This is a genomic window from Pseudoduganella aquatica, assembly GCF_020865585.1.
GTDB lineage: Bacteria > Pseudomonadota > Gammaproteobacteria > Burkholderiales > Burkholderiaceae_D > Rugamonas > Rugamonas aquatica_A.
In genome coordinates this window covers 5,905,674-5,920,954 of record NZ_CP086370.1, presented here as the reverse complement: position 1 = coordinate 5,920,954, position 15,281 = coordinate 5,905,674, and the positions used below count along the sequence as shown (strand labels likewise).

Sequence of the window (15,281 nt, the reverse complement as noted above, 5' to 3'; positions counted from 1 at the left end):
CGGAGACAAGATGAAGACAATGTTCAAGGCGCTCATGCCTTTGCTTGCGCTGCTGCTGGCCATGCCGGCCCACGCCGTGCAGGGCGCCACGGAGGACGGCTACGACCTCTGGCTGCGCTACCGACCGATGGACAAGGCGGCGCGCGTGCAAGTGCGCGCGGCCGCGTCGTCCATCGTCGCCTTCGGTCCGGCCGCGCCGGCCGGTTCCGCGCCGGCCTCGCCGGTGCAAGCCGCCGTCGCCGAGCTGCAGCGCGGCCTGGGCGGCCTGCTGGGCAAGGAGCCGCCGCTGGCCGCGTCCGTGCAGGACGGCGCCGTGGTGCTGGCCACGCCCGCGTCCATGCCCGCGCTGTCCGGCATGGACCTGAAACTGGAAACGCTGGGCCGGGAAGGCTATCTGCTGCGCAGCACGCGCCTGCAGGGCCACAAGGTCACGCTGGTCGCCGCCAACAGCGACATCGGCCTGCTGTACGGTTCCTACGCCCTGCTGCGCAAGATCGGCATTGGCGCCGAAGGCCTGGCGGCGCTGGACGAGCGCTCCGCTCCCAAGCTGCAGCTGCGCGTGCTGAACCACTGGGACAACCTGGACCGCACCGTGGAGCGCGGCTACGCGGGCGAGTCCATCTGGAACTGGTGGGCGCTGCCGGAAGTGCGCGACCGCCGCTACCTGGACTACGCGCGCGCCAACGCCTCGCTGGGCATCAACGGCACGGTTCTCAACAACGTCAACTCCAAGCCGGACATCCTGACCGCGCCGTGGATCGCCAAGGCCGCCGCCGTGGCGGAATCGCTGCGCCCTTACGGCATCAAGGTCTACCTGTCGGCGCGCTTTTCCACGCCGCTGGAACTGGGCGCCACCAAGACCGCCGACCCGCTCGACCCCGCCGTCGCCGCCTGGTGGAAAGCCAAGGCCGACGAGATCTACAAATCCATTCCCGACTTCGGCGGCTTCCTCGTCAAAGCCAACTCCGAGGGCCAGCCCGGCCCGCAGGACTACCACCGCAGCCACGCCGACGGCGCCAATATGCTGGCCAAGGCCGTGGCGCCGCACAAGGGCGTGGTGATGTGGCGCGCCTTCGTCTACGCGCATGAAAAGCCGGACGACCGCGCCAAGCAGGCCTATAGCGAATTCAAGCCGCTGGACGGCACCTTCGACGCCAATGTGCTGGTGCAGGTGAAGAACGGCGCCATCGACTTCCAGCCGCGCGAGCCGGCCCACCCGCTGTTCGGCGCCATGCCGAACACGCCGCTGATGATGGAATTCCAGATCACCAAGGAATACCTGGGCTACGCCACCCACCTGGCCTACCTCGGCACCATGTACCAGGAAACGCTGGGCACCGATATGCACACCGGCGCCGGCACCGTGGCTCAGATCCTGGAGGCGGGCGCGCAGGGCTCCAAGCTGACCGGCATCGCCGGCGTGGCCAATATCGGCAGCGAGCGCAATTGGAGCGGCTCGCACTTCGACCAGGCTAATTGGTACGCCTTCGGCCGCCTGGCCTGGAATCCGCAAGCGGACGCCCGCGCGCTGGCGCGCGAGTGGGCCGCGCAGACCTTCTCGGCCGCACCCGCCGCCGTGGCGCAGGTGACGGACATGATGATGATGTCGCGCGAGGCCGTGGTGAACTACATGACGCCGCTCGGCCTGCACCACCTGATGGGCACCGGCCACCACCACGGTCCCGCGCCGTGGGTGGCCAACCTGGAGCGCCCGGACTGGAACCCGGTCTACTACCACCGCGCGGACAAGGGCGGCATCGGCTTCGACCGCAGCGCCAGCGGCAGCAACGCCGTGGCGCAGTACGCGCCGGGCCTGGCGCGCCAGTACGCCGACCCGCGCAGCACGCCGGAAACCATGCTGCTGTGGTTCCACCATCTGCCGTGGGACTACAAGATGGCGTCCGGCCGCAAGCTGTGGGAAGAGTTGTTGGTTCGATACGACAGCGGCGTGGCGCAAGTGGACGACATGCGCCAGCGCTGGGCGCGTTTGAAACCGCTGATCGACGCGCGCCGCCATGAGGACGTGGCCGTGCTGCTGGACAAGCAGTACCAGGAGGCGGTGTGGTGGCGCGACGCCAGCATTGCCTACTTCCAGTCGGTATCGGGCCTGGCGCTGCCGGCCGGCGTGAAGGCGCCCGGCATGCCGCTCGATTACTACAAGTCGCTGAAATTCCCCTACGCCCCCGGACGCGGCTAGCGGGCGGCGGTCCGGCCAAATGATTGCGGTAACATAAATGTGACCGTTTGTTATATGGCCGGACAGTTTTAACACTGCCGCTTGTGGTAAAGTCCACTTTTTAACACAGGTTTTCTGAGCAGATGGCAAGAACTAAGGCGAAAGCAGCCGCGGGAGCGGAGTCCCGCTCCGGCGTCCCCACCATGTCCGACGTGGCGAAACTTGCCGGCGTGTCGCCGATGACGGTGTCGCGCGTGATGAACGGCGACACCAAGGTACGGCAGAGCACCCGCCGCAAGGTGGACGAGGCCGTGGCCGCGCTCAACTATGTGCCCAACCAGGCCGCCCGGCGCCTCGCCGGCTCGCGGCCCATCCGCATTGGCTTCCTGTACAGCAACCCGAGCGCGGGCTACCTGAGCGAATTCCTGGTCGGCCTGCTGAACCAGGCCAGCTTGAACAATGTGCAGCTGGTAGTGGAGAAGTGCGAAGCGGGCGAGCACTGGAAAGAGCAGACCCAGCGCCTGATCGACAACGGCGTGGACGGCATCATCCTGCCGCCGCCGCTGTGCGACATGCCGGGCCTGATCGACATGATCGCGCAGTCCTCGCTGCCGGCCGTCACCGTGGCCTGCGGCCAGCCGGACCCGCGCGTGTGCGCCGTCAGCATCGACGACTACCAGGCCGCCTACGCCATGACCTCGCACCTGATCACGCTGGGCCACCAGCGCATCGGCTTCGTCATCGGCCATCCGAACCAGACCGCCAGCGCGCGCCGCCTGGCCGGCTTCAAGGCCGCCATTGCCGACCGCAGCGCGCAGGACGCGCCCGAGCTGACCGTGCAGGGCATGTTCACCTACCGTTCCGGCCTGGACGCGGCCGAGCTGCTGCTGGGCCTGGAGCAGCGCCCCACGGCGGTCTTCGCCAGCAACGACGATATGGCGGCGGCCACCGTGGCCATCGCGCACCGCCTCGGCCTGGACGTGCCGGGCGACCTGACCGTGGCCGGCTTCGATGACACGGCGCTGGCCACCACCATCTGGCCAGAGCTGACCACCGTGCGCCAGCCGATCACCGGCATGGCGGAAGCGGCGGTGCAGTACCTGGTGCGCCAGATCCGCGCGCTGCGCGACGGCGCGCCGGAAGCGCCCGAGCATGTGCTGATGGACTTTTCGCTGATACGCCGCCAGTCCGACGCGGCGCCGCGCATGCGCCCGCCGATCAAGCTGGCGCCCAAGTAAGGCAGAAAGCCAGGCATGGCCCGCACCAAGGCATTTGAACCGCAGAAGGCGCTGGACGCGGCGCTGGAGGTCTTCTGGACGCTGGGCTACGACAACGCCTCGCTGGAGGTGCTGCTGGCCGCCATGGGCATCGCCAAGCAAAGCCTGTACGACACCTTCGGCGACAAGCGTTCGCTGTTCATGCTGGCCATGCAGCAGTACCGCCGCAACACCATCACGTCCATGCAGCGCATGCTGGCGACCGCGCCCACGGTGCGCGAGGGCTTCGCCGCGCTGCTGCACGGCCTGGCCGCCGAGACGCGCGAGCAGCACGAACGCGGCTGCCTGCTGCTGAGCGCCAACCTGCAGCGCAACCTGGACGACGAGGCGGTGGCGAGTTTTCTGCAAGAAAATAACGATGAAGTAGAATCGGTTTTCTGCGCCGCCCTGCGGCAGGCGCAGCAGCGCGGCGAGTTGCGCGCCGAGGCGGATCCGCAGGCGCTGGCGCGTTTTCTCATCGTCAGCGTGCAAGGCATGCGCGCCATGGCGCGCTTGAAGTCCGACCGCGCCGCGTTGGCGCAGGTTGCCGATCTGGCGCTGGCTGCGCTCCATTAAAGCCAGGGCATATTTTTTTATCAATTCCGGACTGCTTGGTCTGGATATAAGCTGGAGGAGCTATGCTGAACAACCTGAACATCGGTAAACGCCTGCTGCTGGGCTTTGCCGTGCTGTTGCTGTGCGCGTTGATAGCGGTGGGGGTGGGCGTGCAGCGCCTGCAGGCGGTGGCCCAGGCCAGCGCCACCCTGCTGGACGAGCCGCTGGCCACCGAACGCATGGTGAGCGACTGGTACCGCATCATCTACGCCGGCATCCGCCGCAACCTGGCCATCGCCAAGGCCAGCGACGCGGCCATGGCGCAGTTCTTTGCGGCCGAGGTGGCCGAGTCCACGCGCGAATCGGTGGAGCTGCAAAAGCGCATCGAGCCGCAGATGAAATCGCCGCGCGAGCTGGCGCTGTGGCAGGAGCTGGCGGCGGTGCGCAAGGACTACGTGGGCGTGCGCGACCAGGCCATCGCCCTGAAGAAGGAGGGCAAGGCGGAGGAGGTGGCGCAGCTGGTGGACCAGCGCTTCATTCCGCTGGCGCGCGTGTACGGCGAGAAGATCAAGGAGCTGCAGAACGAGCAGCGCGAAACCATCAACCGCATGGCGGCCGAGATCCAGCAGGTGTACCGCACCAGCCGCTTGCTGCTGGTGGTGCTGGCCGTGCTGATGGTGCTGTTCGTGGCCGTGTGCGCCTGGCTGCTGACCAATTCCATTACGCGGCCGCTGGCGCAGGCGGTGCAGGTGGCGCGGCGCGTGGCGGCGGGCGATCTGACGGCGGACATCGGCGCCGGCTCGGGCGACGAGACCGGTCAGCTGCTGGACGCCCTGCGCGACATGAACGGCAAGCTGTCCGGCCTGGTTGCGGGCGTGCGCTCGGCCACCGACCAGATGGCCACCGCCTCGCAGCAGATCGCGGCGGGCAATGCGGACCTGTCCAGCCGCACCGAAAGCCAGGCCAGCGCGCTGGAGCAGACCGCCAGTTCGATGGAGGAGCTGACCGGCACCGTGCGCCGCAACGCCAGCCATGCGCAGCAGGCCAATGCGCTGGTGGTCTCGGCCAGCGGCGTGGCCGAGCAGGGCGGCGCCGTGGTGGGCCGCGTGGTGCAGACCATGGACGGCATCCGCGACAGCTCGCGCAAGATAGCCGACATTATCGGCGTCATCGACGGCATCGCCTTCCAGACCAATATCCTGGCGCTGAACGCGGCGGTGGAGGCGGCGCGCGCGGGCGAGCAGGGGCGCGGCTTTGCCGTGGTGGCGAGCGAGGTGCGCAACCTGGCCCAGCGCAGCGCCACGGCCGCGCGCGAGATCAAGGCGCTCATCGCGGGCTCGGTGGAGCAGGTGGAGCTGGGCGGCAGGCTGGTGGACCAGGCCGGCGCCACCATGCAGGAGATCGTGCGCAGCGTGCGCGGCGTGGCCGACATCATGCAGGACATCACCCAGGCCAGCCAGGCGCAAAGCGACGGCATAGGACAGGTCAATATCGCCGTCACGGAAATGGACGGCATGACGCAGCAGAATGCGGCACTGGTGGAGCAGGCGGCGGCAGCGGCCGCCAGCATGGTGCAGCAGGCGGGGGCCCTAGCGCAGGCGGTCAGCGTATTCAAATTGGGGGAGGCGGAAGGGCGCGTAGCGGTGCATCCTGCAATGCGGCGGCGCTTGGCTGTCAATTCATAATTTGTGAATGATGTCTTAGTATTCGTTGGATTGATGGTGGGCTTTTTGAATTATATAGTGTGTCCATGGCAGTGCAGCCAAGCGGCTGCGCCCAACAACCTAAACAGGAGCATGACATGAGTATCGTAGCCAGCAACGTATCGAAACACATTCGCCGTACCGTTCTGCGCGGCGCCGCCGCCCTTAGCCTGGCCGCAGCCGTCGGCAGCGCGTTCGCCGCCGCCCCCGCTCCCGCCGCCGCAGCAGCGCCGGCCGGCTTCACCAGCAAGATCGCCGCCGTGAACGGCACCAAGATCCACTACCTGGTGGGCGGCAAAGGCACGCCGGTGGTGCTGCTGCACGGCTACACCCAGACCGGCCATATGTGGAAACCCATCATGGGCGAACTGGCCAAGACCCACACCGTCATCGTGCCCGACATGCGCGGCGTGGGCGGCTCCGAGAAAGCGGCGGACGGCTACCTGAAAACCAATATGGCCAAGGATATCCATGAGCTGGTGGGCACCATCAGCAAGGAGCCGGCCACCGTGGTGGGCCACGACATCGGCCTGATGGTCGCTTACGCCTACGCCGCGCAGTATCCGGCCGACGTGAACAAAGTGGCGCTGATGGACGCCTTCCTGCCCGGCATCGGCAACTGGACCAATATGTTCCTGCTGCGCGACCTGTGGCACTTCCACTTCTTCGGCGAGACGCCGGAGAAACTGGTGGCCGGCCGCGAGCGCACCTACTTCGAGCACTTCTGGAACGACTTCGCCGCCGACAAGACCAAGTCCATCAAGGAAGCGGACCGCAAGCTGTACGCCGCAGCCTATGCCCAGCCGGGCGGCGTGCGCGCCGGTTTCCAGTACTTCAAGACCTTCCCGCAGGACGCCGAGCAGTTTGCGGAACTGGGCAAGACCAAGCTGAAAATGCCGATGCTGGTGCTGGCCGGTGAAAAGTCGGGCGGCGAGTTCCTGATCAACCAGGGCAAGCTGGTGGCCGACAAGGTGGACGGCCGCATCATCAAGGGCTCGGGCCACTGGATCATGGAAGAGGCGCCTGAGCAGACCATCCCTGCGCTGCTGGGCTTCATCCAGTAATCCCTGGCCATGTAAGCAGCTTTCCCCGATGTTTGTTAGGTGCCGCACGGTGTGCGGCACCTGATGGGTCTATTGTTACTCAGGCAATGAGGCCCATCAACAACATCGAGGAATCATCATGGAAAACACCACCGACAAGCAAGGCAGCACCACGCGCGACACCATCACCCAATTCGGCCGCGATTCCCGCGCCGACCTCCACGGCGCCATCGACCGCACCGCTGAAAAAGTCCAGCCCACCACCGACCGCCTGGCCAGCACCGTGCACGCCACGGTAGACAAGATGGCGGAAAAAGTGCCGCCCGCCGCCGACCGCCTGGCCGGCGCAGCCCATACCGCAGTTGACCGCGTCGCCGACACCGCCACCCAGGTCAGCGAGCAGGCCGCCACCACCGCCAAGCAGCTCGGCGATGCCTACACCCGCTTCGCCGAGTCCGGCCGCAACTATGTGCGTACCAGCCCCGCCACGTCGGTGCTGATCGCCGTGGCGGCGGGCTACGGCCTGTCCAAGCTGCTGGGCCGCAAATAAGGCCATAGCTCCCGCCGTACCGGCCTGGCCTCCGGCGTAGCGCGCCATCCGCGTTCCGCCGGGCGGCCCGCTGTGCCGCGTTCTGTTTCATCTCCCGAGGAGAACACTATGCAAACCTCCATACCCGTCAACGGTCCCGCTGGCGGCGCGCCGCAGGCGAGCGGCATCGCCGTCATTCCCGCTGCGGAAACCACCGCCTCCGGCGTCTCCTGGAGCGCCATCGCCGCAGGCGCGCTGGCCGCGGCCGCACTTTCATTCATTCTGCTGATACTGGGCGTGGGACTGGGCCTGTCCGCCGTTTCGCCCTGGTCCTATAACGACGCGCCGGTCGGCAAGTCCGCCATCATCTGGGCTGCCTTCATGGAACTCGCTTCGGCGGGCGTGGGCGGCTACCTGGCCGGCCGGCTGCGCGTGAAGTGGGCCAACGTCCACGGCGACGAAGTCTACTTCCGCGACACCGCGCACGGCCTGCTGGCCTGGGGCCTGGCCACCTTGCTCACCGCCGCGCTGATGGCCGGCGCCGTGCGCACCGTCTTGAGCGGCGCCATTGACGCCGGTGCAGGCGCGGCCACCGCCATCGGCGCGACCGCCGCTGCCGGCGCCAGCGCGGGCTTGGCCAAAGGCGGTGCGCTGCCTGCGCTGCCGGGTGCGGGGCAGGGCGCGAACTCGTCCGCGAGTGCGTCTGCACAGCCGGCCACGAATCCGGCCGCCTACTACACCGACATGCTGCTGCGCACCGACGCGCCGCTGGCGGAAACCGATAACGGCGCCCTGCGCGCCGAGGTCGGCCGCATCCTGGTGCAGCAGCCAGGCAACGGCCCATCCATGGCCGTGGACGACCGCCAGTACCTGGCGCGCCTGGTCGCCAAGCGCACCGGCGTGGAGCAGGCCGAAGCCGAGCGCCGCGTGGACGACGTCCATGCCCGCATGGTGAAAGCCCGCGCCGACGCTGAAGCCGCCGCCAAAAACGCCGCCGAGCAGGCCCGCAAGGCCGGCGCGCAGTCCGCGCTATGGATGTTCGTGGCCCTGCTGCTGGGCGCCTTCATCGCCAGCCTGGCCGCCACCTTCGGCGGCAAGCTGCGCGACGCCGGCTCCGCCGCCCCTGCATTCGCTGCGGCGCCGCGCCGCTGACCCGCAAGCCAACTACAAGGAGACTGCCATGCGCTCGATTCTGCTTTGGATGCTCGGCATACCGCTGCCCATCATCATCCTGCTCGCCCTGTTCCGTTAAATAAGAGGACCTATGACCACCAGCAAAAAAGGCCAGCCAGCCAGCGCTGCCGATCTGGCCGCAGGCATCGCCTACAACAGCAACAAGCCCGCCGAACACGGCGAAGCCGCGCGCACGCCGCCCGAAGGCGTGCATGTGGCGGCGGGCGCGCCGGCGGCCACCGCCGGCACCGCGTCCGAAACGCAAAGCTCCGCCAAAGTGGGCGGCGGCGCGCCGCCGCTGGGCGTCAATCCCAACGACGGCAACCTGGACCGCGTGCGCAGCGACGCGGGCGGCCAGCGCCTGACCACCAACCAGGGCGTGCCGGTGGGCGACAACCAGAACTCGCTCAAAGCCCATCTGCGCGGCCCCACGCTGATGGAAGACTTCATCCTGCGCGAGAAGATCACCCACTTCGACCATGAGCGCATCCCCGAGCGCATCGTGCACGCGCGCGGTTCGGCGGCGCACGGCTACTTCGAGGCCTACCAGGACCTGGGCGGCATCACGCGCGCCGCGCCGTTCGCGCAGGCGGGCAAGCGCACGCCGGTGTTCGTGCGCTTTTCCACCGTGGCCGGCGAGCGCGGCTCGTCCGACACAGCGCGCGACGTGCGCGGCTTCGCCGTCAAGTTCTATACCGACGAAGGCAACTGGGACCTGGTGGGCAACAACATCCCCGTGTTCTTCATCCAGGACGCGATGAAGTTCCCGGACCTGGTGCACTCGGTGAAACCCGAGCCGCACCACGGCATGCCGCAGGCGGCCAGCGCGCACGACACCTTCTGGGACTTCACCTCGCTGATGCCGGAATCGATGCACATGCTGATGTGGACCATGTCCGACCGCGCCATCCCGCGCAGCTACCGCATGATGCAGGGCTTCGGCGTGCACACCTACCGCCTGGTGAACGCGGACGGCGCGAGCGTGTTCTGCAAATTCCACTGGCAGCCCGTGGCCGGCACGCATTCGCTGGTGTGGGAGGAGTCCAACAAGATCATGGGCGCCGACCCGGACTTCCACCGGCGCGACCTGTGGGAAGCCATCGAGGCGGGCGCTTATCCGCAGTGGGAGCTGGGGCTGCAGGTGTTCACCGAGGCCGAGGCCGAGGCCTTCCCCTTCGACGTGCTGGACGCCACCAAGCTGGTGCCGGAAGAACTGGTGCCGGTGCAGCTTGTCGGCCGCATGACGCTGAACCGCAATCCGGACAATTTCTTCGCCGAGACCGAGCAGGTGGCCTTCTGCACCGCGCATGTGGTGCCCGGCATCGACTTCAGCAACGACCCGCTGCTGCAAGGGCGCATCCACTCCTATGTGGACACGCAGATCAGCCGCCTGGGCGGTCCCAACTTCCACGAGCTGCCGATCAACGCGCCGGTATGCCCGGTGCACAACAACCAGCGCGACGGCATGCACCGCCAGACCGTCAATCGCGGCAGGGTGTCGTATGAGCCGAACTCGCTGGGCGGCGGCTGTCCTTTCCAGGCCGGTGCGGCGGGCTTCACCAGCCTGCGCGAGCAGGCGGTGACCGAGGACAAGGTGCGCGGCAAGCCCGAGCTGTTTGCGGACCACTACTCGCAGGCGCGCCTGTTCTGGATCAGCCAGAGCCCCGCCGAGCAGGCCCATATCGTGGGCGGCTTCCGCTTTGAGCTGAGCAAGGTGCAAGTGCCCGCCATCCGCGAGCGCATGCTGTCCATGCTGGCCAATGTGGACGCCACGCTGGCGCACGGCGTGGCGTCCGGCCTGGGTATGCCTGTGCCGCCGCCGCAGCCGCTGGCCACCGCGCTGCCGCTGCCGGCCTATCCGCCGTCGCCCGCCTTGTCGCTGCTGGCGCGGCCGGGCGAGCAGGGCGTCAAGACGCGCCAGGTCGCCATCCTGATCGCGCCCGGCGTGGATGGCGACGGCGTGGAGGCCATCCGCGCCGCGCTGCTGGCCGACGGCGCCGTGCCGCACCTGTTGGCTGGCACGCTGAACCCGGTGCGCACGGCGGGCGGCGCCATGCTGGCGGTCGAGAAGACGCTGGAGAATGCGCCGCCGGTGCTGTTCGACGCGGTGGCCGTGCCGGACGGCGCCGACGCCGCCGAGCAGCTCTCGCGCGATGCGCTGGCGCTGGACTTCGTGCGCCAGCAGTACCGCCACTGCAAGCCGCTGCTGGCGGTGGGCGCAGGCACCGCGCTGCTGGGCAAGGCCGGCATTCCGCCGCTGCTGCCGGACGGCTCGCCCGACCCATCGCTGATCGGCACCGATCCGTCCGACCTGGCCGACGCGCTGGCCGCGTTCAAGACGGCGCTGGCCGGCCACCGGGCGTTCCAGCGCGAGACGGATCCTCCTTTGGTATGAGGGGTGTGGGCGGTGCGCTAAAATCCGTCAACGGACATCGCCGTAGTGCTATGCTCATGCTTAGGGCTCACCACTACGGCGATGATGCATGGACGTTTACGCACCGCAAACATGGCTACCGCATGAGCGCCCGCTGCTGCCGGGTTCTCCCTCCACGCCGCTCCATTCGGACCGGCGCCGTCTCGCCTACCTGATCGTCGGTTTCATCGTCGCCATGACGGGCGGCCTGGGGAACGCCCTGGTCACCGTCAACCTGCCGTATGCGCAAGGCTCGCTGGGCGTGTACGCGGCCGAGATCCAGTGGCTGCCGGCCGCCTATGTGATGGCCAATGTGTCCATGAACCTGCTGCTGGTGAAGTTCCGCCAGCAGTACGGCCTGCAGCTGTTCACTGAGCTGTTCCTCGGCCTGTATGCGGTGGCCACGCTGGCGCACCTGTTCGTGCACGGCCTGGCCTCCGCCATCGCGGTGCGCGCCGCGCACGGCATGAGCGGCGCGGCGCTGACGGTGCTGGGGCTGTACTACGTGCTGCAGGCCTTCCCGGCGCAGCACCGGCTCAAGGCGGTGGTGCTCGGCGTCGGCTTCCCGCAGCTGGCGCTGCCGATGGCGCGCCTGTTCTCGTCCGAGCTGCTGGAGATAGGCGAGTGGCGCGGCCTGTATTTCTTCGAACTGGGCATGGCCTTGCTGGCGATGGGCTGCGTGCTGCTGCTCAAGCTGCCGCCGGGCGACCGCGTGAAGGCCTTCGAGAAACTGGACTTCCTCACCTTCGGCCTGTTCGCGCCCGGCGTGGCGCTGCTGTGCGCCGTGCTGGCGCTGGGGCGCACCGTGTGGTGGTTTGAATCGCCCTGGCTGGGCTACTGCCTGGCCGGCGCCATCGTGCTGATCGCGGCGGCGCTGCTGGTGGAGCACAACCGCTCCGCGCCGCTGCTCAACACGCGCTGGCTCAGCACCGGCATGATGCTGCGGCTGGCCGCGTCGGTGCTGCTGATACGCATCGTGCAGTCCGAAGCGGCGGGCACGGTGGGCTTCCTGCAGGCGCTGGGCCTGAACAACGACCAGATGCAGACCCTGTGGCTCATCACCCTGGTGGGCAGCGTGGGCGGCATCGCCGTCAGCGCGCTGACGATCACGCCCGCGCGCATCCAGCCCTCGCTGATGATCGCGCTGGCGATGATGGCGGTGGGCGCCTTCATGGACAGCCGCGCCACCAACCTCACGCGGCCGGAGCAGATGTATGTGAGCCAGTTCCTGCTGGCCTTTGGCGGTACCTTCTTCCTCGGGCCGACCTTTGTGTCCGGCTTTGGCGCGGTGATCGCGGCGCCGCGCAATCTGATCAGTTTTTCGCTCATGTTCACCATGTCGCAGAACATCGGAGGCCTGCTCGGTTCTGCCATCGTCGGCACGGTGCAGGTGATGCGCGAGAAATTCCATTCCAGCCAGCTGGTGGAAAACCTCACGCTGCTGGACCCGCAGGTGGCGGCGCGCGTGCAGTCGGGCGGCGCGGCGCTGGCCGGTTCGCTGGCCGATGCCGGCACGCGCAACGCGCTCGGCGTGGCGCAGCTGGGCGCGGCCGCCACGCGCGAGGCCAACATCCTCGCCTACAACGACGTGTTCCTGCTGATTGCGGCGGTGGCGGTGGCCACCATTTTGTGGATGCTGCTGCATCACTTATGGAATATCTGTACCGCGTGCAGGCCGGCGCCGCTGGCGCAAAATGCGCAGACGGCCATGGCCAATGTCTCCCTCAATAACTCCGGATCGAAATGAGCACAACTACGCCGCCAGAATCGAGCGCTACCCCTACGCCCGCTCCCGTGCCAGCCGCGCCGGCGGCGCCTCCCGCGACGCCTGCACCTCCTCCACAGCCGGACAGGCGGCAGCAGTGGCTGTCCGCCGCCGGCTTCCTGCTGGTGGCGCTGGCCGGTGTGCTGGTGGTGCTGTACGCGTGGCGGCTGCCGCCGTTCAGCACGCCCATCGTCAGCACCGAGAATGCGCTGGTGCGCGGGCAGGTGACGGTAATCGGCACGCAGCTGTCCGGCTACGTGGTGGCCGTGAAGGTGCAGGACTTCCAGCATGTGATGGAGGGCGACCTGCTGGTGCAGATCGACGACCGCATCTACCAGCAGCGCTATGAGCAGGCGCAGGCTCAGCTGGCGGCGCAGAAGGCCGCGCTGGCCAACTGGGAGCAGTCGCACCGCAGCGCCGAAGCGAGCATCCTGCTGAACCAGGCCGCGCTGGCCAACGCCGAAGCGCAGGCCGTGCGCTCGGTGGCGGACCTGAAGCGGGTGGAGGCGCTGGTGGCGGACGGCTCGCTGTCCGTGCGCGAACAGGACCAGCAGAAGGCGGGCAAGGCCCAGACCGCCGCCGCCGTGGCGCAGGCGCGCGCCAGCCTGGAGATTTCGAAACAGGCCGCGCAGACGGTGGTGGTGAACAAGCTGTCGCTGCAGGCCGCCGTGGCCAACGCCGAAGCCGCGCTGAAAGCGGCCAAGGTGGACCTGGACAACACGCGCATCACCGCGCCGTCGGACGGGCAGCTGGGGCAGGTGACGGTGCGCCAGGGCGCCTACGTCAACAGCGGCGCGCAGCTGATGGGGCTGGTGCCCAGGCAGATGTGGATCATCGCCAATCTGAAGGAAACGCAGATGAACGACGTGCGCATAGGCCAGAGCGCCACGTTCAAGGTGGACGCGCTCAATGGCGCAGTGATGACGGGGCAGGTGGAACGCATCTCGCCCGCCACAGGCTCCGAATTCAGCGTGCTCCCGGCGGACAATGCCACCGGCAACTACGTCAAGATTGCCCAGCGCATACCGGTGCGGATACGGATAGACAGCGGGCAGGGCGAGGCCCACCGGCTGCGGCCCGGCATGTCGGTGATCGTCAGCATAGACACGTCCTCGGTGCGTGACGATGAGGCGCCGAAACCGGGCAAGCCGCGCGCGGCCGCGGCCGCGTCGGCTGCCGCTGCCCCGGCCGCATCGGCCACAGCGCCCACTGGTGGAGCGCGGCCGTGAAGCGCGCGAGGCCCGCACCGGCTGCGGCCTTGCTGGCGGCCGTGCTCATCGCCGGCTGCGCCGCCAAGGTTGGGCCGGCGCCGCAATCGACCTTGCAGACGCCGGCCGAATGGCGCACCCGCGTCGGCCCCGGCAGCGATGCGCGCCCGGTGGAGCAGCAATGGTGGCAGGCCTTCGGCGACCCCGCGCTGAGCGCCCTGGTGGCCCGCACGCTGGAGCACAACGGCGACCTGCGCATCGCCCGCGCCCGCGTGGCCGACTACCGCGCCCGCGTGGCGGCGGCGCGCGCCAGCCAGCTTCCCAGCGTCGTCGGCAGCGCCAGCCCGACGCGCACCCGCGCGCTGGCCTACAACGGCGTCCCTTACGAAACCAATCTGTTCCAGGCCGAACTCCAGGCCAGCTATGAAATCGACGTGTGGGGCCGCCTCGCCAACCTGACCGACGCCGCGCGCGCCGCCTACGCCGCCGAGCAGGCCAGCGCCGATGCGGCGGCCTTGTCGATCGCCGCCAGCGCCGCCTCCGGCTACCTGAACCTGCGCGGCCTGGATGCGCAGCTCGAACTGGCGCTGGCCACGCTCAAGCTGCGCGAAGAATCGCGCGAGCTGGCGCGCAAGCAGTTCGAAGTGGGCTACAGTTCGCGGCTCGAATGGCTGCAGGCGCAGGCCGAATACCAGGCGGCGGCCGAGCAGGTGCCGCAACTGCAGCGCCAGATCTTCGAGCAGGAAAACGCGTTGTCGGTGCTGAGCGGCGGCAATCCCGGGCCGGTGACGCGCGGCGTGCCGCTGTCCGGACTGGCGCCGCCGCCGGTGCCCGGAGGACTGCCATCGGACCTGCTGCGCCGTCGTCCCGACATCGCCCGCGCCGAGCAAAACCTGCTGGCCGCGAGCGCCACGCTGTCCGCCACGCGCGACCAGTTGCTGCCCTCGTTCCGGCTGACGGCGGCGGGCGGCCTGCAGTCGACCGTATTCAGCGACTTCCTCAAAGACCCCACGCATTTATGGCGCCTGACGGCGGCCGTCGCCGGACCGTTGTTTGAAGGCGGCCGCGTACAGGCGCAGACCGACTCCGCCGCTTCGGCACGCGACCAGGCGGCCTACGCCTACGAGAACGCCGTGCGCGCCGCCTTTGCCGAAACCGACAACGGCCTGGGCGCCATCCAGCGCCTGCGCGAGCAGGCCGTGCAGAACGACGCCCGGCGCGCCACGGCTGCCGAAACGCTGCGTATCGCGCGCAACCGCTACCGCAACGGCTACGCCTCCTACCTCGAAGAACTGGACGCGCAGCGCACGCTCTACAGCGCCGACGTGCTGCGCCTGCAACTCAAGACGCGCATGCTGATCGCCTCGGTCGACCTCTACCGCGCCCTCGGCGGGGGCTGGAGTCGCTAGCGGCGCTGGCGGGTTACGCAGCTGCGCTGCTAACCCGCCCTACGCGTATCT

General features: G+C 68.5%; 11 protein-coding genes. All 11 read left to right on the top strand.

Annotation, left to right across the window (positions count from 1 at the left end; all coding sequences use genetic code 11):
- Nucleotides 1–10 precede the first annotated feature (10 nt).
- The 11 genes from KT882_RS26400 to KT882_RS26350 all read left to right on the top strand — a co-directional run bounded on the left by KT882_RS26400 (nucleotide 11) and on the right by KT882_RS26350 (nucleotide 15,230).
- Nucleotides 11–2,197, top strand: coding sequence for an alpha-glucuronidase family glycosyl hydrolase (locus tag KT882_RS26400; protein ID WP_228893709.1), 2,187 nt, complete (start codon nucleotides 11–13; stop codon nucleotides 2,195–2,197).
- A gap of 122 nt (nucleotides 2,198–2,319) precedes the next feature.
- Nucleotides 2,320–3,414: a LacI family DNA-binding transcriptional regulator gene (locus KT882_RS26395; protein ID WP_161074624.1), complete on the top strand. Its 1,095-nt coding sequence runs from the start codon at nucleotides 2,320–2,322 to the stop codon at nucleotides 3,412–3,414.
- Between the two features lie 15 nt (nucleotides 3,415–3,429).
- On the top strand, nucleotides 3,430–4,008 hold the full coding sequence (locus tag KT882_RS26390) for a TetR/AcrR family transcriptional regulator (RefSeq protein ID WP_161074625.1): 579 nt from the start codon (nucleotides 3,430–3,432) through the stop codon (nucleotides 4,006–4,008).
- 62 nt (nucleotides 4,009–4,070) lie between these two features.
- Entirely contained in the window at nucleotides 4,071–5,672 is a 1,602-nt protein-coding gene (locus tag KT882_RS26385) for a methyl-accepting chemotaxis protein (RefSeq protein WP_228893708.1), read from the top strand.
- A gap of 116 nt (nucleotides 5,673–5,788) precedes the next feature.
- On the top strand, nucleotides 5,789–6,754 hold the full coding sequence (locus KT882_RS26380) for an alpha/beta fold hydrolase (RefSeq protein ID WP_161074627.1): 966 nt from the start codon (nucleotides 5,789–5,791) through the stop codon (nucleotides 6,752–6,754).
- 118 nt (nucleotides 6,755–6,872) lie between these two features.
- Complete coding sequence (locus KT882_RS26375; RefSeq protein WP_228893707.1) at nucleotides 6,873–7,283, top strand: hypothetical protein; 411 nt, start codon at nucleotides 6,873–6,875, stop codon at nucleotides 7,281–7,283.
- Nucleotides 7,284–7,391: 108 nt separating this feature from the next.
- Nucleotides 7,392–8,414 carry a hypothetical protein gene (locus tag KT882_RS26370; RefSeq protein ID WP_228893706.1) on the top strand — a complete coding sequence of 341 codons (1,023 nt, stop codon included), beginning with the start codon at nucleotides 7,392–7,394 and terminating at the stop codon, nucleotides 8,412–8,414.
- Between the two features lie 112 nt (nucleotides 8,415–8,526).
- On the top strand, nucleotides 8,527–10,830 hold the full coding sequence (locus KT882_RS26365) for a catalase (RefSeq protein ID WP_228893705.1): 2,304 nt from the start codon (nucleotides 8,527–8,529) through the stop codon (nucleotides 10,828–10,830).
- Nucleotides 10,831–10,918: 88 nt separating this feature from the next.
- Nucleotides 10,919–12,595: an MFS transporter gene (locus KT882_RS26360; RefSeq protein WP_228893704.1), complete on the top strand. Its 1,677-nt coding sequence runs from the start codon at nucleotides 10,919–10,921 to the stop codon at nucleotides 12,593–12,595.
- Complete coding sequence (locus KT882_RS26355; RefSeq protein ID WP_228893703.1) at nucleotides 12,592–13,842, top strand: HlyD family secretion protein; 1,251 nt, start codon at nucleotides 12,592–12,594, stop codon at nucleotides 13,840–13,842. The genes KT882_RS26360 and KT882_RS26355 overlap by 4 nt, the downstream gene beginning before the upstream one ends.
- Nucleotides 13,839–15,230: an efflux transporter outer membrane subunit gene (locus KT882_RS26350; protein ID WP_228893702.1), complete on the top strand. Its 1,392-nt coding sequence runs from the start codon at nucleotides 13,839–13,841 to the stop codon at nucleotides 15,228–15,230. The genes KT882_RS26355 and KT882_RS26350 overlap by 4 nt, the downstream gene beginning before the upstream one ends.
- The last annotated feature ends 51 nt before the right edge of the window (nucleotides 15,231–15,281 follow it).

Bases quoted from the DNA above. Each gene is read 5' to 3' on its own strand.
- KT882_RS26400 (WP_228893709.1), top strand. From the start codon at position 11: ATGAAGACAATGTTCAAGGCGCTCATGCCTTTGCTTGCGCTGCTGCTG.
- KT882_RS26395 (WP_161074624.1), top strand. From the start codon at position 2,320: ATGGCAAGAACTAAGGCGAAAGCAGCCGCGGGAGCGGAGTCCCGCTCC.
- KT882_RS26390 (WP_161074625.1), top strand. From the start codon at position 3,430: ATGGCCCGCACCAAGGCATTTGAACCGCAGAAGGCGCTGGACGCGGCG.
- KT882_RS26385 (WP_228893708.1), top strand. From the start codon at position 4,071: ATGCTGAACAACCTGAACATCGGTAAACGCCTGCTGCTGGGCTTTGCC.
- KT882_RS26380 (WP_161074627.1), top strand. From the start codon at position 5,789: ATGAGTATCGTAGCCAGCAACGTATCGAAACACATTCGCCGTACCGTT.
- KT882_RS26375 (WP_228893707.1), top strand. From the start codon at position 6,873: ATGGAAAACACCACCGACAAGCAAGGCAGCACCACGCGCGACACCATC.
- KT882_RS26370 (WP_228893706.1), top strand. From the start codon at position 7,392: ATGCAAACCTCCATACCCGTCAACGGTCCCGCTGGCGGCGCGCCGCAG.
- KT882_RS26365 (WP_228893705.1), top strand. From the start codon at position 8,527: ATGACCACCAGCAAAAAAGGCCAGCCAGCCAGCGCTGCCGATCTGGCC.
- KT882_RS26360 (WP_228893704.1), top strand. From the start codon at position 10,919: ATGGACGTTTACGCACCGCAAACATGGCTACCGCATGAGCGCCCGCTG.
- KT882_RS26355 (WP_228893703.1), top strand. From the start codon at position 12,592: ATGAGCACAACTACGCCGCCAGAATCGAGCGCTACCCCTACGCCCGCT.